Source organism: Streptomyces sp. HUAS 15-9 (assembly GCF_025642155.1).
Classification (GTDB): Bacteria; Actinomycetota; Actinomycetes; order Streptomycetales; family Streptomycetaceae; genus Streptomyces.
Map to the genome: position 1 here is coordinate 5,559,699 of NZ_CP106798.1, position 20,056 is coordinate 5,579,754.

General features: G+C 69.2%; 22 protein-coding genes. 15 read left to right on the top strand and 7 right to left on the bottom strand.

Annotation, left to right across the window (positions count from 1 at the left end; translation table 11 throughout):
• The first annotated feature begins 4 nt into the window (after window positions 1-4).
• From N8I87_RS25775 to N8I87_RS25810, 8 genes are all read left to right on the top strand, one after another.
• Complete coding sequence (locus N8I87_RS25775; protein ID WP_263212137.1) at window positions 5-949, top strand: type II secretion system F family protein; 945 nt, start codon at window positions 5-7, stop codon at window positions 947-949.
• A 16-nt stretch (window positions 950-965) separates the two neighbouring features.
• Window positions 966-1,853: a type II secretion system F family protein gene (locus N8I87_RS25780; RefSeq protein WP_263212138.1), complete on the top strand. Its 888-nt coding sequence runs from the start codon at window positions 966-968 to the stop codon at window positions 1,851-1,853.
• A gap of 86 nt (window positions 1,854-1,939) precedes the next feature.
• The gene (locus N8I87_RS25785; protein WP_263212139.1) at window positions 1,940-3,349 is read left to right on the top strand and encodes a sensor histidine kinase; all 1,410 of its coding nucleotides are present in this window, start codon (window positions 1,940-1,942) and stop codon (window positions 3,347-3,349) included.
• Window positions 3,350-3,362: 13 nt separating this feature from the next.
• Window positions 3,363-4,115, top strand: coding sequence for a response regulator (locus N8I87_RS25790; RefSeq protein WP_263212140.1), 753 nt, complete (start codon window positions 3,363-3,365; stop codon window positions 4,113-4,115).
• Between the two features lie 107 nt (window positions 4,116-4,222).
• Entirely contained in the window at window positions 4,223-4,420 is a 198-nt protein-coding gene (locus tag N8I87_RS25795) for a Flp family type IVb pilin (protein ID WP_263212141.1), read from the top strand.
• Window positions 4,417-5,013, top strand: coding sequence for a pilus assembly protein TadG-related protein (locus N8I87_RS25800; RefSeq protein ID WP_263216665.1), 597 nt, complete (start codon window positions 4,417-4,419; stop codon window positions 5,011-5,013). Before N8I87_RS25795 ends, N8I87_RS25800 begins: the two co-directional genes overlap by 4 nt.
• Before the next feature lie 34 nt (window positions 5,014-5,047).
• Window positions 5,048-5,629, top strand: coding sequence for a hypothetical protein (locus N8I87_RS25805; RefSeq protein WP_263212142.1), 582 nt, complete (start codon window positions 5,048-5,050; stop codon window positions 5,627-5,629).
• Window positions 5,626-6,258, top strand: a complete 633-nt coding sequence (locus tag N8I87_RS25810) for an OmpA family protein (protein WP_411577285.1) — start codon at window positions 5,626-5,628, stop codon at window positions 6,256-6,258. Before N8I87_RS25805 ends, N8I87_RS25810 begins: the two co-directional genes overlap by 4 nt.
• A 1-nt stretch (window position 6,259) precedes the next feature.
• Here N8I87_RS25810 and N8I87_RS25815 read toward each other — a convergent pair whose 3' ends face one another.
• Window positions 6,260-6,451 (bottom strand): hypothetical protein, encoded by a 192-nt coding sequence (locus tag N8I87_RS25815; RefSeq protein WP_263212143.1) that lies wholly within the window; start codon window positions 6,449-6,451, stop codon window positions 6,260-6,262.
• Between the two features lie 11 nt (window positions 6,452-6,462).
• On the bottom strand, window positions 6,463-7,179 hold the full coding sequence (locus tag N8I87_RS25820; protein ID WP_263212144.1) for a DUF5753 domain-containing protein: 717 nt from the start codon (window positions 7,177-7,179) through the stop codon (window positions 6,463-6,465).
• 187 nt (window positions 7,180-7,366) lie between these two features.
• Between N8I87_RS25820 and N8I87_RS25825 the strand changes: the two genes are divergently transcribed.
• Entirely contained in the window at window positions 7,367-7,777 is a 411-nt protein-coding gene (locus N8I87_RS25825) for an ATP-binding protein (RefSeq protein ID WP_317633491.1), read from the top strand.
• A 9-nt stretch (window positions 7,778-7,786) separates the two neighbouring features.
• Here the strand turns inward: N8I87_RS25825 and N8I87_RS25830 are convergent, their stop codons facing one another.
• The gene (locus tag N8I87_RS25830) at window positions 7,787-8,188 is read right to left on the bottom strand and encodes a DUF192 domain-containing protein (protein ID WP_263212145.1); all 402 of its coding nucleotides are present in this window, start codon (window positions 8,186-8,188) and stop codon (window positions 7,787-7,789) included.
• Window positions 8,189-9,885: 1,697 nt separating this feature from the next.
• On the opposite strand from N8I87_RS25830, the gene N8I87_RS25835 reads away from it, so the two are divergent.
• Window positions 9,886-10,758: an LLM class flavin-dependent oxidoreductase gene (locus N8I87_RS25835; protein WP_263212146.1), complete on the top strand. Its 873-nt coding sequence runs from the start codon at window positions 9,886-9,888 to the stop codon at window positions 10,756-10,758.
• 62 nt (window positions 10,759-10,820) lie between these two features.
• Complete coding sequence (locus tag N8I87_RS25840; RefSeq protein WP_263212148.1) at window positions 10,821-11,333, top strand: GNAT family N-acetyltransferase; 513 nt, start codon at window positions 10,821-10,823, stop codon at window positions 11,331-11,333.
• Window positions 11,334-11,349: 16 nt separating this feature from the next.
• On the opposite strand, the gene N8I87_RS25845 is transcribed toward N8I87_RS25840, so the two are convergent.
• Window positions 11,350-11,877 (bottom strand): DinB family protein, encoded by a 528-nt coding sequence (locus N8I87_RS25845; protein ID WP_263212149.1) that lies wholly within the window; start codon window positions 11,875-11,877, stop codon window positions 11,350-11,352.
• Between the two features lie 28 nt (window positions 11,878-11,905).
• Window positions 11,906-12,745 (bottom strand): IS5 family transposase, encoded by an 840-nt coding sequence (locus N8I87_RS25850; protein WP_263211686.1) that lies wholly within the window; start codon window positions 12,743-12,745, stop codon window positions 11,906-11,908.
• 1,039 nt (window positions 12,746-13,784) lie between these two features.
• Between N8I87_RS25850 and N8I87_RS25855 the strand changes: the two genes are divergently transcribed.
• The 4 genes from N8I87_RS25855 to N8I87_RS25870 all read left to right on the top strand — a co-directional run bounded on the left by N8I87_RS25855 (window position 13,785) and on the right by N8I87_RS25870 (window position 18,881).
• The gene (locus tag N8I87_RS25855) at window positions 13,785-14,558 is read left to right on the top strand and encodes an isoprenyl transferase (RefSeq protein ID WP_263212150.1); all 774 of its coding nucleotides are present in this window, start codon (window positions 13,785-13,787) and stop codon (window positions 14,556-14,558) included.
• 345 nt (window positions 14,559-14,903) lie between these two features.
• Window positions 14,904-16,229: an RNA 5'-3' helicase PhoH2 gene (phoH2, locus tag N8I87_RS25860; protein WP_263212151.1), complete on the top strand. Its 1,326-nt coding sequence runs from the start codon at window positions 14,904-14,906 to the stop codon at window positions 16,227-16,229.
• 446 nt (window positions 16,230-16,675) lie between these two features.
• On the top strand, window positions 16,676-17,371 hold the full coding sequence (locus N8I87_RS25865) for a lytic transglycosylase domain-containing protein (protein ID WP_263212152.1): 696 nt from the start codon (window positions 16,676-16,678) through the stop codon (window positions 17,369-17,371).
• A gap of 139 nt (window positions 17,372-17,510) precedes the next feature.
• The gene (locus tag N8I87_RS25870; protein WP_263212154.1) at window positions 17,511-18,881 is read left to right on the top strand and encodes an AI-2E family transporter; all 1,371 of its coding nucleotides are present in this window, start codon (window positions 17,511-17,513) and stop codon (window positions 18,879-18,881) included.
• Between the two features lie 27 nt (window positions 18,882-18,908).
• Here the strand turns inward: N8I87_RS25870 and N8I87_RS25875 are convergent, their stop codons facing one another.
• Together N8I87_RS25875 and N8I87_RS25880 are read right to left on the bottom strand one after the other, a co-directional pair.
• Window positions 18,909-19,442, bottom strand: coding sequence for an alkyl hydroperoxide reductase (locus N8I87_RS25875; protein WP_263216670.1), 534 nt, complete (start codon window positions 19,440-19,442; stop codon window positions 18,909-18,911).
• Window position 19,443: 1 nt separating this feature from the next.
• Complete coding sequence (locus N8I87_RS25880; RefSeq protein WP_030859927.1) at window positions 19,444-19,998, bottom strand: peroxiredoxin; 555 nt, start codon at window positions 19,996-19,998, stop codon at window positions 19,444-19,446.
• Window positions 19,999-20,056 lie beyond the last annotated feature (58 nt).

A 20,056-nucleotide genomic window follows, 5' to 3' on the forward strand; every position in this document is an offset into this window, starting at 1 on the left:
ACCCATGGATCTCCACGACCTCGTCACCCTCACCACCGGTGTCACCCTGCTGACCTGCGTCCTGGCCGTGGTCGGCGTGCACACCTACGCCTCGGGCCGCGCCCAGCGCGCCGAGCTCGTCGACCGCCTCACCTACACCGGCCGGCTCCCGGAGGCCGGCCGCAGGCGCCGCTTCCGCAACCTCGACCGCAGGCTGCGCCGCACCGGGCCAGGCCGGAAGCTCGAACTGCGGCTCGCGGCCACCGGCCTGGACGTCACCCCGGGCGAGTTCTTCGTCTACATGCTCGCCACGGTCGCCGCCCTCTGGCTCATCGGCCAGGCCGCCCTGGCCCCCTTCTTCGGCCCGCTCGCCGGACTGCTCGGCATCGGGGCCGCGTTCCAGTTCCTCAACTGGCAACGCCAGAAGCGCATCGAACGCTTCATCAACCAACTCCCAGAACTGGCCCGCATCCTGGCCAACGCCACCCACGCGGGCCTCGCCCTGCGCACCGCCATCGGCATGGCGGCGGAGGAACTGGAGGCCCCGGCCGGCGAGGAACTCGCCAAGGTGGCGAACCAGTTGTCGATCGGCCACTCCCTGGACGACGCGCTGGGCGAACTCGCGGACCGCCTCCCGTCCCGCGAACTGGTCGTCCTGGTCACCACCCTCGTCCTGTCCAACAAGGCGGGCGGCCAGGTCGTCTCCGCCCTGCGCAACCTCACCGAGACGCTGGAGGAGCGCAAGGAGACCCGGCGCGAGATCCGCACCCAGCTCTCCCAGGTGACCATGACCTCCTACGCCGTCCCCGTCCTCGGCATCGGCGCCCTGTTCCTCATGGACGGCGTCAAGGACGGCGCCCTGGCGCGCATGACCGGGTCAACCGTCGGCCAGGCCTGCGTGATCATCGCGTTCGGGCTGTACGCGATCGGCTTCGTCCTCATCCGCCGTATGAGCCGGATCGACGTCTGAGGGAGGGAGCGGACTCATGGCACTTCTGCTGGCCCTGGTCATGGGCCTCAGCGTCTGGGGCATCTTCGCCGGGATCCGCATGTACCGCGCGGAGACCAAACTGCCCGGGGACCTGGCGGTGGCCCTGGAGGTGGGCGCCACCCGCACCGGCGCCGTGGACTCCCTCATCGACCGCATGGGCATGCGCTACGCGCCCATGGTGCTGCGCCTGATGGGCCCCGGACAGGTCGCCAAGTACCGCCGCAGGATCGACCTCGCGGGCAACCCCGGCGGCCTGACCATCGACCGCTACGCGGCCCGCAGGGCGGTGTACGGTGCACTCGGCGGCGTCGGCTTCCTGGTGATGCTGATGCGCGGCAACTACTTCGTCGCCCTGATCCTGCTCGCCTTCGGAGCGTTCTGGACGGAGGTCGGCATCTGGTCGGCGATCCGGATCCGCAGGGACGTGATCGAGCGGACGCTGCCCGACTTCCTCGACGTGCTCGCGGTGGTCGTCAGCGCGGGCCTCGGCTTCCGCCAGGCGCTGGACCGCGTGGCGTCGAAGTACGAGGGCCCCTGGGCGGACGAACTCCGCATCACCCTGCGTCAGATGGACCTGGGCATGAGCCGACGCCAGGCCTTCGCCGAGCTGCGCCGCCGCAACGACTCCGAGCAGGTCGCCATGTTCGTGACGGCCTTGCAGCAGGGGGAGGAGCTGGGCGCGCCGATCGTCGACACCCTCGTCGCCCTGGCCAAGGACATGCGCCGCACGGACGCCCAGAACGCCCGCCGCAAGGCCGCCCGCGCGGTCCCCAAGGCCACGCTGATGATCACCACGTTCATGGTCCCGGCGACCCTGCTGCTGCTCGGCGCGGGCCTGCTGCTGGGTTCCGGGGTGGACTTCGGCTCGATCACGGGGAAGTAGGCGGGCGGGTGACCGGCATGGCGGTGACGAGGGCGATGACGAGGGTGAGGGGGGCGTCGAGGGCGAGGGTGACGTCGGGGGCGAGGGTGACGTCGAGGGAACGCACGCCGCTGCGGTGGCGCCGGACGCGGCAGCCCGCTGCGGCGATCGAGGCGTCGTCGGCCGAGCGGCAGGCGCCACTGGGGACGCAAGCCCCGGCCGACGGGATCCACAACCCGCTCCACAACCCGCTCCCCGGCCCCGAGAAGATCCAGATCCGCGCCCTCCAGGCGATGTGCCGTCAGGTCTTCGGCTTCCGGCTGGCGATGATCGCCCTGGCCGCCCCCGCCGCCCTCGTCAACGCCGCGCCCGGCGTGGGCGTCCGTCTGGTGGGCGCGGCGGTGGTCATCACCTTCATGGTCTCGTACGTCCTGTTCCGCGACTGGGAACGCTTCGGCCCCCTCCTCCTGCGCCACCCCTCGCTCCTCGCGGCGGACACCCTCTTCGGCTCCCTGCTCCTGGTTTCGGCGGGCCCGGACACCACCCTCGCCTACGTCAGCGTCTGCACCCCCCTGCTGGCCGGCCTGGTCTACAGCTGGCGGGGCGCGGCCTGCTTCGCCTCGCTCCAGGCGCTGATCCTGCTGCTGGTCCACGCGACGCTGAAGGAGGCCCACCGGGCGGACGTCGCCGAGTCCCTCCTCCTGCCCGGCCTCTGCGTCATCGCGGGCGCGGTGGGCTCGACCCTGCGCAATCTGATGCTCCGCTTCGGCGCCGCGACCCAGGCCCTGACGACGGTCCAGGCCCGGCTGGCGGTGGCGGAGGCGGTGAGCGCGGAACGGGCTCGCCTTGCCCGGGAGATGCACGACTCGGTGGCGAAGACCCTGTACGGCGTGGCACTGGCCGCCGACGGCCTGGCGGGCTCGGCGGCCACGGGCGCGCGCATGGATCCGGCCCTGATCCGTCAGCAGGCGGAACTGGTGTCCCGCTCGGCCCGCAGGGCGGCCGCCGAGGCCCGCGAACTCCTCACCGATCTGCGCCGTGAACACGACCCCGCGCACGGCGTGGACGTCCTCACGGAACTGGCCGTCCGCACCGAGGACTTCGCGTCTCGCACGGGCCTGCGGGTGACGTACCACCGAACGGGTGACCACACGCTCCCCCCGGTCCCGCCGGCGGTGGCCCGCCAACTCCTGGCGATCGCCTCGGAAGCACTGGAGAACGCACACCGCCACGCTTCGCCGACGCGGATCGGGGTGGAAGCGGGAGTCCACGAAGACGTGTTGCGCATGAGCGTCAACGACGACGGCCTGGGCCTGCCTCCCGGTACGGCCCTCGAACAACTCCGCCACTCAGGCCACTTCGGCCTGATCGGCATGACCGAACGGGCGGCGTCCGTGGGCGCCCGCGTCCGGATCGGCACGGGCAAGGACGCCCGGGGCACGGAGGTCTTGCTGGAACTCCCCCTGGCCGCCCTGACGCCCTCGCCCCCCGTCCCCCGACAGTCCCCAGACGCATGAGAGGAGGCACCCGATGCCAGGCAACTCCTTGGAGAACCTTCCTCCGGCCACCCCGGCCGCACCGCTTCGGCTCGTGGTCGCCGACGACAACCCCGTGGTCCGCGCGGGCCTCACGGCCCTCCTCTGCGGCCGGGAGGACATCACCGTGGTCGCGGAGGCGGCGAACGGCCGGGAGGCGTGCGAGGCGGCCCTGCGACACCGCCCCGACGTCATCCTCCTGGACGTCCGCATGCCCGATGTGGACGGCATCTCGGCACTTCCGTACCTGGTGCGCCTGGCGCCGGTCATGATGCTCACGTACAGCCACGAACCGGAGGTCGTCCAGGAGGCGGTACGCCTGGGAGCCGGGGGCTACTTGGTCCACGGCGAGTTCGGCGTGGAGCAACTGGTCAGGGCGGTACGGGACATCGGGGAGGGCAGGCCGCACTTCACTCCGACGGCGGCCAGGGCGTTACTGGAGCAGCTTGGAGTGCGTGCAACTGCACACGCGGTGCGTGAACTTCCGGATTTTCCAACGCCTATTTCTCCCCAAAACCTTTCGCAACTGCAACCCGATGTGGGACAGTCGGTGAGGTCGCGGTTCCGGCTGAGTTCCAGGGAGGCGGAGATCATGGACCTCATCGCGTCCGGCATGAACAACCAGCAGATCGCCGCGACCTGCTTCATCAGCGAGAAGACGGTCAAGAACCACATCAACCGAATCTTCGCCAAGCTCCACAGCACGAGCCGGTCGCAGGCGGCGGCGAAGTGGTTGGGGGTGGCGTGAAGTGGGGAGTTCTGATTGGGCCCGGGAATGGGCCCTGGGGCCCTCCGGAGGGCGGGGGGATGGGGCATACGGTGCCCGCGTCGGAAGCGAATCCGGAGGGGAACACCATGAGCAACTGGTTCAACACCACTGTCGCTTACTTGCGGGCCCGCGTCGCCCGCAGCGACAGGGGCCAGACCGCGGTGGAGTACCTCGGCATCATCGCGGTGGTTGTGGCGATTGTGTTGGCGATCACGGGTACGAGCATCGGTCAGACGATTTACGACGCGATCACAGCGAAGATTGCCGAAGTAACCGGCGGCTGACCCGCCTCCGTACATACCGCGACGCAGGGCAGGCCTTCCCCATCTACATCACGGTGGTGGCGGGTCTGCTCTTTCTTGCGTTGGCCTACCTCGCGGTCGGCCAGGCTGCGGCGAATCGGAACAGCGCCCAGACGGCCGCGGACGCGGCCGCTCTCGCGGCGGCACAGAACACACGCGACCAGCTCGCCGACCAGTGGAAGCTGGACGTACTCGACCCCACCAAGTGGCAGGACATCTTCGACGGCATCGTGAACGCCGATCCCTCCTGCTGGCGGGCCTATCAACTGGCCGCCCAGAACGACGCCACGGTTGAGGACTGTGCTCCCACCGGGCCACTGGGCTACAGCGTTCGCGTCAAGACCTCCAAGGCCGTCGGCGACTCCGTGGTCCCCGGCACGGAGAACGTGCACTCGACGGCAACCGCCAGGGCCGTGATCGAGCCGCTGTGCAAGTTCGAACTGCCCGGAGCGGACGCGGGGGACGACGCGCTGCCCCAGCTCACCTGCAAGGACGGCAACTGGGACCTGAACCCGGACGACCTCACGGACCTCCCGGGACCTGAGGACCTCTTCGACGTCCACCTGGCCGACTGACAAGCGAACGACGATTCAAGAAGGAAGCAGAGCGATGATCATTCGGTTCACTGCGAACGCTCGCAGGGGGTTGGTCGCGCTGACGGTGGCGACCGGTCTGGCCCTCGCCGCGGGCGGCTGCGGCGGCGGTGGCGGCGATGACAAGAAGCCGGAGACGTCGGCATCTGCCTCCAAAGGCGGAGGCTCCGGGCCGACTGCGCAGGAGGGGCAGTCGGACGCGCCCCTTGCGGAACTGCAGGGCTCGGACGGTCTGTTGCTCCAGATCACCTCTGCTCAGCGTGACTCCGGTGGCTTCGTCACAGTGAACGGCACTCTGAAGAACGACGGCGCCAAGAGCATCGTCGTCCCCTCCGCCCTGAGCGGTAACGAGACCGAGATCATCAAGAATGGCAGGTCTCTGGGGGGCGCCACGCTGGTCGACCCCAAGGGCAAGAAGCGTTACTACGTCCTGCGGGACACCGACGGCCGCCCGCTGACCACCACAGGCTTTTCGACGCTCAAGCCCGGTGACAGCCTGGCGGTCTTCATGCAGTTCCCGTCGCCCCCGGCGGGCACGGCCGAAGTCGACTTCCAACTGCCGACGTTCGCGTCCGCCACCATCCAGATCTCCGGATGAGGCCGAACGTGACCACAAAACGCCACCTCGTCGTCACCACCTTCGTCATCGCTGCCAACCTCTGCGGGACCGTGGCGGCCCACGCCGACGACACCAGCCCCAGCGTCCCCCCAGGCACCGAGGCCTCCGCCACCGCCCCCGTGAAGATCGACCCCACCGACCCCGATCTGAAGCTCCCCGAGGGCGCCACCCTCGCCCAGCCCAAGGTCCTGGACATCAAGTCGGTCGTCGAGGACCAGAGCGGGGACGAGCGCCGCGAAGACACCAACGCGGACGTGAAGTTCGCGCTCCAGGCCGAGGTGCTGTTCGGCAAGGACAGCGCCAAGCTGAGCGCCGAGTCCAAGTCCCGTATCGACGCCATCGCCGAGGAGATCAAGAAGCAGAACGCGACCCAGGTCAGGGTCTTCGGCTTCACGGACAACCTCGGCTCCTCCGCCCACGGCGACGTACTGTCCCGGCAGCGCGCCAACGCCGTACAGGCGGTCCTGGACGCCGACCTGAACGACTCGAACATCACCTTCGAGGTGAGGGGCTACGGCGAGCAGTACCCCATCGCGGACAACTCCACGGAGGCCGGCCGCAAGAAGAACCGCCGAGTGGAGGTCTCCTTCCCGCGCTCGGGGGGCTGACCTACAGCAGGTGGTCGACCTTGCCGGCCTTGATCTCCAGGATGAGGGCGCGGAGAGCTTCACGGCTGTCCGTGAGGGGGCGCTCCTCCTGCCCGGCGACGGCGATGTAGGCGTTGCCGGCGGGGTCGGTGCCTATGCGGAAGCAGTTGTTGCCCTCGGCACAGAAGGGCTCCTCCCAGGTGATCTCGGTCATGTAGCTGCTCCTCAGAGGTCGCGAGCGATGCTGTGGATGAGGTCGCGTGACGATTGCGGGCTGAGTGATTTGGCGTGCCACCAGTCCATGTGAGCACGGTACTTGGCGAGTTGCGCGTCGGCGTGAGTGAACTCTCCGCCATGTGCGGAGTCCAACTGCACGGTGTCGAGTTGGGGTACCGCACCGTTCGCGTACAGCACGGCGTGACCGGCGCCGGGGAAGGCGCCGACCCCGACGGTCAGGATGCGAACGTCGACGTTCTCGCGTTCGGACACCTCGCACAGGTGGGCGAGTTGCTCCCGGGTCGTTCGCCGTCCCCCGAACTGCATGCGCAGCGCCCACTCGTGGACGTACGCGACGTACTCCACTGATGTCTCCCGCTCCAGCACTTGCTGTCGCTGCATGCGCTGGGCCACCCGTAGCTCGACCTCCGAGTTGGGAAGCGGAGGGAGGGCAGAATCGAAGATGGCGCGGGCGTAGCCGCTAAGCTGCAGCAGCCCGGGTACATGCACGGTCTGCAGGCTTCGCAGGCGCGTGGCGAACCACTCCAACTCGGCTACGTCGAGCAGGCCGTGGGGCAAGATTCCCCGGTACTGCTCCCACCAGCCCCGCTTGCGGGAGTCGGCCATGGTGGCCAGCCCGTCGATGTAAGCGTGGTCTCCACACTCGTAGTTGCTGGCGAGTATCCGGACGCGCTCGGGTGACGTGGCACGGATGCCTGCCTCCATGTTGGACACCTTCGTACGGTCCAGGCCGAGCAGCCCGGCAGCGTACTCGGTGGTCCTACCCGCCGCGAGCCTGCTCCGTCCCGGCCTTCGCAGCCCAGGACCTGCCGCCCGCACCGCTCACTCCCGAAACCCTCTCCTACAGCCTCACGCTCCCGCGGCCCCGCACGCCCCTGCGATCGCCCGCAGAATGACCCGTACGATCCTCCGGGCGCATGGCCTCACCGACGTGACGGACGCGGCGGTACAAGTGACGAGCGAACTGGTCGCCTGTGCCTGCCGTTTCGCACCGGCGGCCGATGTGCACGTGTCCCTGCGGTACCGGGAGGACGCCCTGCGAGTGGTCCTCTACGACGGCCATCCCCGCCACACGCATCCCCGCCACACGCATCCCCGCCACACGCACCCCCGCCACACGCACCCCCGCCTCGCGACGGCCTGCGATGCCCGGCGCCGGGCGGCGCTGCGCGTCCTGGGCTGCGTGGTCCGGGCCTGCGACGGTGACTGGGGCTTCGGTGACGCCCGCGAACCGGGCGGCGGAACACGCATTGGGGCGGTGCTGCCGCGGGAGGGCGCCTGCGCCTACCTTCGCCGCGGCTAGGGGTCGGCGTCAGGGACCTGGATCGCTGACAGCGGCGGCTTCGACGGTGACCGGCACGCCCACCCGCACTCCCCACTCCGCCATGACCCCCGCCTCCGCCTCCAGCACATGCCGGGACCGCAGGCGGGGCAGACCGAGTCGGCCGGGCCGCATGGTGCGTACGGCGATGACGGTGAGGTTCCGGTCGAGATACGCGACGTCTATGGGTATGCGCATCCGGAAGGTGTGGACGCCGTTGGCAGGGGAGAGCAGCATCGCCCCGTCGACGGCATCACGGCCCAACAGCCCTTTCGTCCGGGCGCGATAAGAGGTCGCGATCTCCAGCGGAACGGCGAGCCCAGCCCGGTGGCCGTTTCCGTTCCCGTCGCCGTGAATCACGAGCTTCCCCCGCCCGTCCCGCCAACGTGCCATTCCTGGGCCACCTCCACTGCGACGGTACTCACTCACGAGCCTGCGCTGAACGCCTGTTGAAGCGGTTGCCGTGGGGCCGCCCGCTTCTTGGCCAGTGTCGTGCTTCCACGCCCCGAGTAAAGGGCGCTCCGCTGTCGCTCCGCGTCGCCTTCGGCGATGCCCCTGCGGGGCACCCTTGACTAGGGGCGTTCCAGCACGGGTGAGAAGCGAGCGGGCGGCCGGGGAAAGTGGTTACCAGGGCACCAGCCCTCGGGTCGGCTGCGGTCGCGTCCGGAGTTCGGGGCGCGCTCGCGCCTCGCCAGCACGCCGGGTGAGCTTAGCGGCTTGCGGCCGGTGGGCGGTGGCGCGCGGGAAGGCGAGTGGCGGCACGCCGGGTGGACTTGGCGGCTTGCGGCCGGTGGGCGGCGGGGCGCGTGAGCGGGGTGGTGGCACGCCGGGTCGGCATAGCGGCGAGCGGCCGGTGGGCGGCGGGGCGCGGGGGCTCGGTGGCGGCACGCCGGGTGGACTTGGCGGCTTGCGGGGCACGCCGGGCGGGTTCGGCGGCGTTCGGCAGGTGGGGGTCTGCGGACTGAGTTGGACCCTGAGCATTGATTGGGTGCCACCCATCGCCGGGCGAGGTCCGAGCCCCGGTTACCCCGCCAGTCACATTGGCCTCACGCATCATAGGACAGCAGGCGATTGGAGCATTTGGGTCACCGCATAGAAGACCCCACCCCTTCCACCTGCATGCCTGTCTCGGCCCCTGACCCAAACTGACCAATCACTGCCCGAGGAGCGGCCCGCGCCCCTCATCGGCGCGCACGACGAGCGGCCTGGGCCCCGCCCGCCCATCACCCACCGGCCGCAAGCCGCCAAGTCCACCCGGCGTGCCACCACCCCGCCGCCCACCGCTATGTCCACCCGGCGTGCCGCCACTCGCCTTCCCGCGCCCCACTGCCCACCGGCCGCAAGCCGCTATGCCCACCCGGCGTGCCGCCACCTGTCTCCTCGCGCGCCACCGCCCACCGGCCGCAAGCCGCTAAGTTCACCCGGCGTGCCGCCACTCGCCTTCCCGCGCCCCACTGCCCACCGGCCGCAAGCCGCTATGCCCACCCGGCGTGCCGCCACCTGTCTCCTCGCGCGCCACCGCCCACCGGCCGCAAGCCGCTAAGTCCACCCGGCGTGCCGCCACTCGCCTTCCCGCGCCCCACTGCCCACCGGCCGCAAGCCGCTATGCCCACCCGGCGTGCCGCCACCTGTCTCCTCGCGCGCCACCGCCCACCGGCCGCAAGCCGCTAAGTCCACCCGGCGTGCCGCCACTCGCCTTCCCGCGCGCCACCGCCCACCGGCCGCAAGCCGCTAAGCTCACCCGGCGTGCTGGCGAGGCGCGAGCGCGCCCCCGAACTCCGGACGCGACCGCAGCCGACCCGAGGGCTGGTGCCCTGAGCCGGCCACTTTCCCCCGGCCGCCCGCTCGCTTCTCACCCGTGCTGGAACGCCCCTAGTCAAGGGTGCCCCGCAGGGGCATCGCCGAAGGCGACGCGGAGCGACAGCGGAGCGCCCTTTACTCGGGGCGTGGAAGCACGACACTGGCCAAGAAGCGGGCGGCCCCACGGCAACTCATCAGTGTCGGTCCCCGGACCCACCCGAACCTCCGCCATGTCGCCCCTGCCGCAAAAAGAGTTGTCCCTTCCCACGCCGCCCGCTACGAAGGTCACCATGACTCGACTCGGCGCTGTCTTCCGTCCCCAACTGCCTCCCGAGCGGCTCAGGGCGGTGGCCCGTGTCGCGGACGAGGTCGGGCTCGACGAGCTGTGGCTGTGGGAGGACTGCTTCCGGGAGGGCGGGCTCTCGACCGCGGCCGCCGCCCTCGCCTGGACCGAACGGGTACGGGTCGGCGTCGGTCTGCTGCCCGTGCCGCTGCGCAACGTCGCCATCACCGCGATGGAGGCCGCCGCGCTGCACCGGATGTTCCCGGGGCGCGCGATCCTCGGCGTCGGGCACGGCGTGCAGGACTGGATGGGGCAGGTCGGCGCGCGGGCCGAGTCCCCGCTGACCCTGCTCAGGGAGCATCTCGACGCGCTGCGGGCCCTGTTGCGGGGCGAGCGGCTCACCGTGGACGGGCGGTACGTGAAGCTGGACGACGTCGCGCTCGACTGGCCGCCGGAGGGCCCCGTCGAAGTGTTCGCCGGTGCTACCGGGCCACGTACGCTGCGCCTCACCGGGGAGGCGGCCGACGGCACGATCCTCACCGCCGCCACCTCGCCGGACGGCGTACGGCGGGCGCGGCGGCTCATCGACGAGGGTCGCGCCGCCGCCGGCCGTACCGACCGGCACGAGGTCGCCGTCTACCTCCTCACCGCCACCGGGCCCGACGCCGCCGCCCGCCTCCGCGCCGAACTGGTCGCCGAGGGAGTGGAGTCGGTCCCGGACCTCGGGGTCGCCGGAGACGCGGGGACCGTTGCCGCGGCCGTGCGGCGGCTCGCGGAGGCGGGGGCCGACAGGGTGATCCTTCAGCCGACGGGGGACGAGCCGGACCCCGAGGGATTCGTACGGTTCACGGCCGAGCAGGTCCGGCCCCTCGTGCCCTGACGGAGCCGTGGACGGGGCCGTACAGGGCCCGTTGTCAGTGCCTCCTGCCAGACTCGGTCGGCATGAGGGAGACGGAGAAGACCGAGACGACCGAGACGCCCAGAACAACCGAGGAGCCCCACGTACTCCTGCGCCCGGTGACGGAAGACGACCTCGAGGTGTTCCTCGCCTACGAGCACGATCCGGAGGCCGTCCGGCGGTCGAGATTCACGCCCCGGCCGCGGGACGCCTTCCTGAAGCACTGGAGGGAGAGGATCCTCGGCAATCCCGACGGGCTCGTGCGGGCGGTCACCGTGGACGGGGAGGTCGCGGGGAACATCGTCTCCTGGTGGGAGGGCGAGGACCGCTACGTCGGCTACTGGCTCGGCCGCGCGTACTGGGCGCGCGGCATCGGCACCGAGGCCCTGGGCGCCTTCCTCCAGGAGGAGCGCATCCGGCCGCTGTACGCCGACCCGTTCTCGGGCAACACCGCCTCCGTCCGCCTCCTGGAGAAACACGGCTTCGAACACGCCGGCACGATCCGGGACGGAGACGACGAATACAACCTGCTCGTCCTTGACGCCCTGTCTGTATAAACGGCGTACCACCCGGTCAGGCCGTACCCGTGACCCGCGGATGGTCCCCGGTCGCCCCGTCGATCAGCTCCCGCACGATGTCCATGTGGCCCGCGTGTCGTGCCGTCTCCTCGATCATGTGGACGAGGACCCAGCGCAGGGACACCGGGTGGTCCCGCCACGTGGGGCGGCCGAGGTCGTTCAGGGACCGTTCGGTGATGACGTGGTCGGCGGCGGCGCGGGCGCGGGCGTAGAAGTCGGTGATCCGCTGTGTCGTCTCTCCGGGGGCCACGGTCATGTCCTCGTCGGCGTACGGGTCGAACCACAGCGGTTCGGGCTCGCCGCCGAACGTCTCCACGAACCAGCCGTACTCCACCGACGCCAGATGCTTCACCAGGCCGAGCAGACTGGTCCCGGAGGGGGTCATCGGCCGGCGCAGCTGTTCGTCGTCGAGTCCGTCGAGCTTCCACAGGACGGCGTCCCGATGCCGTTCGAGACTCGCGTGCAGGGTGTCCTTCTCGCCGCCCGTGTACGGCATGCCCGGAGCGTCCTTCTCAGAGGGCATTTGATCTAGGCGAATTGCCCTTTCTATTCTAGTAAGTCCCTCGCCAGGTTGGTGTCGTCTCGTCCGTTATGCGCTTGGCGAGGTTGTCGATCGAGGCGACGTGGATCATGGCCTCGGAGCTGGCGGGAAGGGTCTCGTAATCGCGAGAAAGGCGCCGGTGCAACATAAGCCAACCCAGGCTTCGCTCGACTACCCAGCGTCTTTTGACAACGTGAAAGCCGCGAACTCCGGGGTTTCTGTTGACGACTTCGACGTCGATTCCGAGACGTGCGCCGTGCTCGATGACGGCGTTCTTGAAGCCGGTGTCGACCCAGCTCTTGGCGATGGTTGGATACGTCTTCTTGGCTTGGTCGAGAAGACGTATTCCTACGGCGTTCTCGGAGAGGCTCGCGGCGGTGACAGTCACGGCGAGGATGAGTCCGATCGTATCGGTGAGTATGCCTCGCTTGCGGCCGACGATCTTCTTGGCGGCGTCCGTTCCCTGGCTGGTCAGGGGCACGTTGGTGGAGGTCTTCACGCTCTGGGTGTCGATGACGGACCCTGTGGGTTCGGGCTTGCGCCCTTCCTTCACGCGGGCGAGCCCGGTCAGGTCGTAGTTGAGCTGGGCGAGGATTCCCTCATCGCGCCAGGCGGCATAGTAGGCGTAGACGGTGCCGTAGTTCGGGAAGTCGTGTGGGAGGTATTTCCAGGGGATTCCCGTGCGGTTGATGTAGAGGAGTGCGTTGAATACGTCGCGCAGGTCGACCTTGGTAAGCTGCCCGGTGGGTCTGCGGTCGAGCCGGGCTTTTCTCCAGGCCGTCAACGTCGGCTCGATTAGGGCCCATCGGGCGTCGGAAAGGTCGCTGGGGTACGGCTTCCGCTGGCTCACGTTCCAGAGGGATCATGGGTGTGACGGAAGATCGGGTTCCGGTGATCATCGGGCGGTTCCGTGCCATCTCTACGTCAGACACGCTTCGAGGATCGAAGCCGAGCGAAACGGGCGGGCAGGTCCGGAAGTCTTGAAGTGATGAAGCGCATTGATCCGCCGAAAGACCTCAAACTGACACAGCGACAGAACTCGCATACCGGCATGAGGCATACCTGAACGCCCACTCAGGTGTCGTCATGCCGCGCGAAGCTAGCAGCGGGCACTGACAGCGCCCTGTGGGCGGAGCGGTTGCCGAGTGGTTGCGGAAATGGCCGGGAAGCGCCGGTCGAGACGTAGAGCAAATCGGGCGATCTGCGCATAAGTGAACGCGTTGATCGTGTCGCTCCCTGGAATGTCCACGCGGTTTCCACATCGTTATCGCGAGTGACTCGCATCTACCCGACCCCTCACGTAAGTTCAGACCAAGGGAATTCGCGTGAGCAAAGCTGCGCGGGCGGCACCGCGCAGTGGAGGGGGCTGCGCGGTGCCGAAATGCACCCGCGGACACGTCAAGCGGTCGTTCGCGACCGGGGTAGCCCTTCGGGGGGACCGTGGACGGCTTGTCGAATAGCTCCTCAGGGGGCCTCTGGCCCTTTTGATCTCCGTGTGCGCGCCCCGTTCGCCTGGGAATCCGTCGTGAATCGGCCAAGCCTGACCCCTGAACCACGGCTTCCATGCCCACCTGGGCGTCGCCGCGCGACTCCGGAGAGTAGTTGTGGCACGCCGATGCACGCATCTGCCCTTACAAAGGGTTATGGTGGAAACCCCCCCTCGGGCCGGTCCGTCTCCCCCCCACGGACCGGCCCGTTTTTTCGTCCGGTCGCGGTCCGGCCGCCGTCCCGGCCGCGGTGCGTCTTCCGAGGGGCGCCGGCCGTGCTTGCCCCCGGGAAATCCCCACAGGGAAGCCTCACCCGCCCACAGCCCTCGCCAACGGTCAAGGTCCCACAGGGGTAGGCTTCGCCGGCAAGGGGACCGCACCAATGGAGGGGCTGACAATAACGTGAACCTGCGCGACAAACTGCGCGGCCTTCTGGTCAGGCTCTACACACGCCGGGTGGAAGGCCACCTGGACCACGCTCAGGTGCCCAAGCACATCGGCGTCATCATGGACGGCAACCGCCGCTGGGCGAAGGCCGCGGGTTCCACCACGGTCCACGGTCACCGGGCCGGCGCCGAGAAGATCGAGGAGTTCCTCGGCTGGTGCTCCGAGACGGACGTCGAGGTCGTCACCCTGTGGCTGCTGTCCACGGACAACTTCGACCGCGCCAAGGAAGAACTCGTCCCGCTGCTCGGCATCATCGAGGACGTCGTCCGTACCCTCGCCGCCGACGGCCGCTGGCGTGTGCACCACGTCGGCACCCCGGACCTGCTGCCCTCTCAGATGCAGTCCGCGCTGAAGGAGGCCGAGGAGGCCACCGCCGACGTCGACGGGATACTCGTCAACGTCGCCATCGGCTACGGCGGCCGCCAGGAGATCGCCGACGCCGTGCGCTCGATGATCACGGACGCCGCCGACAAGGGCACCTCCATGGAGGCGCTCGCCGAGTCCGTCGACGTCGACATGATCGGCCGCCACCTCTACACCGGCGACCAGCCGGACCCCGACCTGGTGATCCGTACCAGCGGTGAGCAGAGACTGTCCGGATTCATGCTGTGGCAGACGGCCCACTCCGAGTACTACTTCTGCGAGGTCTTCTGGCCGGCCTTCCGCAAGGTCGACTTCCTGCGCGCCCTGCGCGACTACGCGGCACGCCACCGCCGCTACGGCGGCTGAGGTACACCACCCGGAGCGGGATACGTCCGGAGAGTCGCCCCCTGTACACCTGTTGGGGCGGAAGTTACGAGGAGTTCACCGGTGTGCTGCCCTATGCATTTGCATGGCAGCGCATGTTCGAGGGCATAAGCCAAGCAGGTCGACACCCGAACCACGGGTGTCGGATCTCAGCGGGCGGCGCGGAGCCGTCCGCCCGGGAGGCCCTTTGCACCAGCCCGACCGTGCGCTCTCAGCACGGACGCAGCCACGGAGGGCCGGTTCTCGGCCCGCCGTGCGCGGGGGCCGTCGACCGGTCCAGCTCCATCTCGTCGCTCCCCGACCTCATCCGAGGGGGTACGTCCTTCCGTGGTGACCAGCACAAAGCGCCACAAGTCAGACCGGCGCACGTATGTTCTCGACACCAGCGTTCTGCTGGCCGACCCCAATGCCCTGGCCCGCTTCGACGAGCACGAGGTCGTGCTCCCCATCGTCGTGGTCACGGAACTGGAGGCCAAGCGGCACCATCCCGAACTCGGCTACTTCGCCCGGCAGGCCCTGCGCCTGCTCGACGACTACCGGGTGAGGTACGGCCGACTGGATGCCCCCATCCCGATCGGGGACCTCGGCGGAACGATCCGTGTCGAGCTCAACCACTCGGACCCCAGCGTGCTGCCCACCGGCTACCGCCTGGGGGACAACGACTCCCGCATCCTCGCGGTGGCCCGCAATCTGCAGGCCGAGGGGTACGACGTCACCGTGGTGTCGAAGGACCTGCCGCTGAGGATCAAGGCGTCGTCCGTGGGGCTCCTCGCGGAGGAGTACCGCGCCGAACTCGCCATCACGGACTCCTCCGGCTGGACCGGAATGTCCGAACTGACCCTGTCCGGCGAGCAGGTGGACATCCTCTTCGAGGAAGGACACGTGTACGTACCGGAGGCGACCGAACTGCCGGTGCACACGGGTCTGACCATCCAGTCCGAGCGCGGCAAGGCGCTGGGCCGGATGACGTCGGAGGGCAACGTCCGGCTGGTGCGCGGTGACCGGGAGGCGTTCGGCATCAAGGGCCGCAGTGCCGAGCAGCGGATCGCCCTCGATCTGCTCCTCGACCCGGACGTCGGCATCGTGTCGATGGGCGGCCGGGCCGGCACGGGCAAGTCGGCGCTGGCGCTGTGCGCGGGTCTGGAGGCGGTCCTGGAGCGCCGTCAGCACCAGAAGGTGATGGTCTTCCGTCCGCTGTACGCGGTCGGCGGGCAGGAGCTCGGCTATCTGCCCGGCTCCGAGGCCGAGAAGATGAGCCCCTGGGCGCAGGCGGTCTTCGACACCCTCTCGGCCGTCACCAGCCGCGAGGTCATCGAGGAGGTCACCGCGCGCGGGATGCTGGAGGTCCTGCCGCTGACCCACATCCGCGGCCGCTCGCTGCACGACGCGTTTGTGATCGTGGACGAGGCGCAGTCGCTCGAACGGAATGTCCTGCTGACCGTTCTGTCCCGGATCGGCGCGAATTCACGCGTGGTTCTGACCCACGACGTGGCGCAGCGGGACAATCTGCGGGTCGGCCGGTACGACGGTGTGGTCGCCGTCGTGGAGAAGCTGAAGGGGCATCCGCTCTTCGCCCATGTCACTCTGACGCGGTCCGAGAGGTCCCAGATCGCCGCACTTGTGACCGAAATGCTGGAGGACGGTCACATCTGACCCGACTGTCCAACTTGGACGGATTATTCGACAGTTGGCGCCGTCCGGTAAAGGCCCAGAGCCTAGCCGGGCGGCGCCGTCGTATGTGGCGGTTTCTTAAAATCCCCTGAGTCAAACGGGATGTGAGCTTTCACACGCACCTCGGAATTGCCACCCGGCGTTGTGTTACGGCAGAGTCTCACTCCTGTCAGGCCCCGCATACGACACACCTGTACCCCTGGGGGTACCCCCACACTTTCGTAGTGGGGGAGGTACGGCACCACGGAAGCACCACAGCTAACTCCACAGCGACGTCGTATGCCGCCCGAGCACCACGCGGCGCTCCCGTGCAGGGAGTTGCCCACCGGGCCCGTGCCTCCCGTGACCCCGCAGTTGGGAGGCCAGCGTCAGGGGCACGATTGCGTCCGCCAGGGTCACCGAAGCGGGCGATGCTGGAAGGAAACCGTGTGAGCCGGATTTCGGTCCGGGGATTCGCAGTGGCCTCCGCCACCGCGGTCACCGCAGTCGGAAGCGTCGTCGGCGTTGCCTCGGGCAGCGTCGCGCAGAACAGCAACGACGCCGAGCCGACGGCTGCCGACGCCACGCTCCTCGCGGACATACCCGCGGGTCAGCAGGCCCAGGTGCAGACCGCGTCCCTGACGCAGCAGGCCGACGCCCAGGCCATCCAGGCGGACGCGAGCGCCAAGAAGGACGCCGAGGAGGCGGCCCGCAAGGCAGCCGCCGAGACCGCCGTCGCCAAGAAGGTCGCCGCCGAGAAGGCCGAGAAGGAAGCCAAGGCCCGCGCGGAGGCGAAGAAGGCGGCCACCCGGTCGACCCGCGACTCCTCCAGCTTCCCGGTGCAGAGCTCGTACTCGGTCGCGCAGATCCAGGCGATGGCGCGCCAGATGGTGGCGGCCGACCAGTTCCAGTGCTTCAGCAACATCGTGGACCACGAGTCCAGCTGGAACTACCAGGCGGTCAACGCCTCGTCCGGTGCCTACGGACTCTTCCAGGCCCTGCCCGCCGGCAAGTACGCCTCCGCCGGTGCCGACTGGCGGACCAACCCGGCCACCCAGATCAAGTGGGGCCTCAACTACATGAACGACCGGTACCACAGCCCGTGTCAGGCGTGGTCGTTCTGGCAGGCGAACCACTGGTACTGAGCCCGTCGGTTCCCTCTCAACCTTGCGCAGCCCCTCCCCGTCCTAGGGGGAGGGGCTTTCGCCCTGTACGGTCGGACGCGAACGACTCCAGGGGGGAGTGGTGGCGAGCACCCGAGGACGCGGGGGAAGAGGACGGATCATGTCGCGAGTGCCAGGGTGGCTCGGCCGGCTCGGCGCCGGACTGACCGAAATGGGCGAGCGGTTGGACGAGCGGCGGGCCGAGGTGGAGAAGGAGACCACCGAGCCCGCCCCGGTCGTCGCCGACCGCGTGGCCGAACCGGCGTCGGCCGCCCCCCAGCCGCCGGTGCCGGCCGGTCCCCGTCCCGACCCGGCCCAGGCCGTGCCGTGGGGCGTCAGGGTCGCCGCCGAGGCGGGCTGGCGGCTGCTCGTGCTCGCGGGCACGGTGTGGGTGCTGATGCGGGTCATCAGCGCCGTACAGCTGGTCGTCTTCGCCTTCGTCATCGCGCTGCTGATCACCGCGCTGCTGCAGCCGACCGTGGCCCGGCTGCGGCGCCACGGGGTGCCGCGCGGTCCGGCCACCGCGCTCACCGCGATCCTCGGCTTCGTCGTGATGGGCCTGATCGGGTGGTTCGTGACCTGGCAGGTCATGGAGAACATCGACACCCTCTCCAGCCAGATCCAGAGCGGCATCGACGATCTGCGCAACTGGCTGCTGAAGAGCCCCTTCCACGTCACGGACAAGCAGATCAACCAGATCGCCAAGAACCTCCGTGAGGCGATCGGCGCCAACGCCGACCAGATCACGTCCGCGGGTCTGGAGGGCGTACAGGTCATCGTCGAGACCCTGGCAAGCATCCTGCTGGTGTTCTTCTCGACGCTGTTCCTGCTCTACGACGGCGAGCGCATCTGGGAGTGGTCGCTGAAGCTGGTGCCCGCGGCGGCCCGTCCGGGCGTGGCCGGCGCCGGACCGCGCGCCTGGCGCACGCTGACCGCCTACGTCCGCGGCACGGTGCTGGTGGCCCTGATCGACGCCATCTTCATCGGCCTCGGCATCTACTTCCTCGACGTCCCGATGGCCGTGCCGCTGGCCGTGTTCATCTTCCTGTTCTCGTTCATCCCGTTGGTGGGCGCGGTGGCGTCCGGCGCGCTGGCGGTCGTCGTCGCGCTGGTGACGCAGGGCGTCTTCACGGCGGTCATGACCCTGCTGGTGGTTCTCGCGGTCCAGCAGATCGAGGGCCACGTCCTGCAGCCGTTCATCCTGGGCCGCGCGGTGCGGGTGCATCCGCTGGCGGTGGTGCTGTCGGTCGCGGCCGGCGGCATGGTCGCGGGCATCGGCGGCGCGGTGGTGGCCGTACCGCTGGTGGCGGTGACCAACACGGTGGTGGGCTATCTGCGGGCCTACGCACAGGAACAGGCCCTTCTCGCGGCCCAAGAGGATGCGGCCCCGCCGGAGTTCGATGACGAGGCCGACCGGGCCGGGGCGGGGTCCGTGGTCGCGGCCCCCAGGGACGCCCAGGAAAGCACCGGGGGCCTCGCCCACCAGGAGTGAGCGAGGCCCCGGCACAGCACCGCGGGACTACTCGGAGAGCACCGCTTCCGCCTCCAGGGTCACCCCGACCGCCTGGACGACCGAGGCGATCTTGAAGGACTCCTGGATGACCTCACGGTCGACGCCCGCCTTGCGCAGCACCTGCTCGTGCGAGTCGAGGCACATCCCGCAGCCGTTGATCGCGGAGACCGCGAACGACCACAGCTCGAAGTCGACCTTGTCGACACCCGGGTTGCCGATGACGTTCATCCGCAGACCCGCGCGCAGGCTGCCGTACTCGTGGTCGGACAGCAGATGACGGGTGCGGTAGAAGACGTTGTTCATCGCCATGACGGCCGCCGCGGCCTTCGCCGCGGTGTACGCCTCCGGCGTGAGGTTCGCCTTCGCCTCGGGCTCCAGCTCACGCAGGACGATGGGGGAGCGGGAGGCGATGGCGGTCGCCAGCACCGTGCCCCACAACTGCTGCGCCGGCAGGTCCGAGTTGCCGATGACCGAGCCCAGGTTGAGCTTCAGGTCCTTGGCGTAGTCCGGTATGCGGGACTTGAGGGAGTCGAGCGACAACTCACTCACCGGCCAGCAGCGCGACCGGGTCCAGCGTCTCGTCGCCCTTGGACCAGTTGCACGGGCACAGCTCGTCCGTCTGGAGGGCGTCGAGGACCCGCAGGACCTCCTTGGGGTTACGGCCGACCGAGCCCGCCGTCACCATGGAGAACTGGATCTCGTTGTTCTGGTCGACGATGAAGACGGCGCGCTTGGCGAAGCCGTCCTCGCCCTCGATGCCGAGGTCACGCATGAGCTCGTGTTTGGAGTCCGCCATCATCGGGAAGGGCAGGTCGCGCAGGTCGTCGTGGTCCTTGCGCCAGGCGTGGTGCACGAACTCGGAGTCACCGGAGAAGCCGAGGACCTGGGCGTCACGGTCGGCGAACTCGTCGTTCAGCTTGCCGAAGGCCGCGATCTCGGTCGGGCACACGAAGGTGAAGTCCTTGGGCCAGGCGAAGACGATCTTCCACTTGCCCTCGTAGGTCTTGTGGTCGATCGTCTCGAACTCCTTGCCCTTCTCCAGCGAGACGCAGGCGGTCAGTTCGAACTCGGGGAACTTGTCACCGACAGTGAGCACGCGCTCTCCTTGCAGCGAGGAAACCCCCGGATCGCGGGAGTTTCCCATGGGTTGGACG

Coding starts and splice junctions, on each gene's coding strand:
- N8I87_RS25790 (WP_263212140.1), top strand. CDS start 3,363: ATGCCAGGCAACTCCTTGGAGAACCTTCCTCCGGCCACCCCGGCCGCA.
- N8I87_RS25840 (WP_263212148.1), top strand. CDS start 10,821: ATGAGGGAGACGGAGAAGACCGAGACGACCGAGACGCCCAGAACAACC.
- N8I87_RS25810 (WP_411577285.1), top strand. CDS start 5,626: ATGAGGCCGAACGTGACCACAAAACGCCACCTCGTCGTCACCACCTTC.
- N8I87_RS25805 (WP_263212142.1), top strand. CDS start 5,048: ATGATCATTCGGTTCACTGCGAACGCTCGCAGGGGGTTGGTCGCGCTG.
- N8I87_RS25775 (WP_263212137.1), top strand. CDS start 5: ATGGATCTCCACGACCTCGTCACCCTCACCACCGGTGTCACCCTGCTG.
- N8I87_RS25795 (WP_263212141.1), top strand. CDS start 4,223: ATGAGCAACTGGTTCAACACCACTGTCGCTTACTTGCGGGCCCGCGTC.
- N8I87_RS25780 (WP_263212138.1), top strand. CDS start 966: ATGGCACTTCTGCTGGCCCTGGTCATGGGCCTCAGCGTCTGGGGCATC.
- N8I87_RS25815 (WP_263212143.1), bottom strand. CDS start 6,451: ATGACCGAGATCACCTGGGAGGAGCCCTTCTGTGCCGAGGGCAACAAC.
- N8I87_RS25820 (WP_263212144.1), bottom strand. CDS start 7,179: ATGGAGGCAGGCATCCGTGCCACGTCACCCGAGCGCGTCCGGATACTC.
- N8I87_RS25825 (WP_317633491.1), top strand. CDS start 7,367: ATGACCCGTACGATCCTCCGGGCGCATGGCCTCACCGACGTGACGGAC.
- N8I87_RS25830 (WP_263212145.1), bottom strand. CDS start 8,188: ATGGCACGTTGGCGGGACGGGCGGGGGAAGCTCGTGATTCACGGCGAC.
- N8I87_RS25835 (WP_263212146.1), top strand. CDS start 9,886: ATGACTCGACTCGGCGCTGTCTTCCGTCCCCAACTGCCTCCCGAGCGG.
- N8I87_RS25870 (WP_263212154.1), top strand. CDS start 17,511: ATGTCGCGAGTGCCAGGGTGGCTCGGCCGGCTCGGCGCCGGACTGACC.
- N8I87_RS25845 (WP_263212149.1), bottom strand. CDS start 11,877: ATGCCCTCTGAGAAGGACGCTCCGGGCATGCCGTACACGGGCGGCGAG.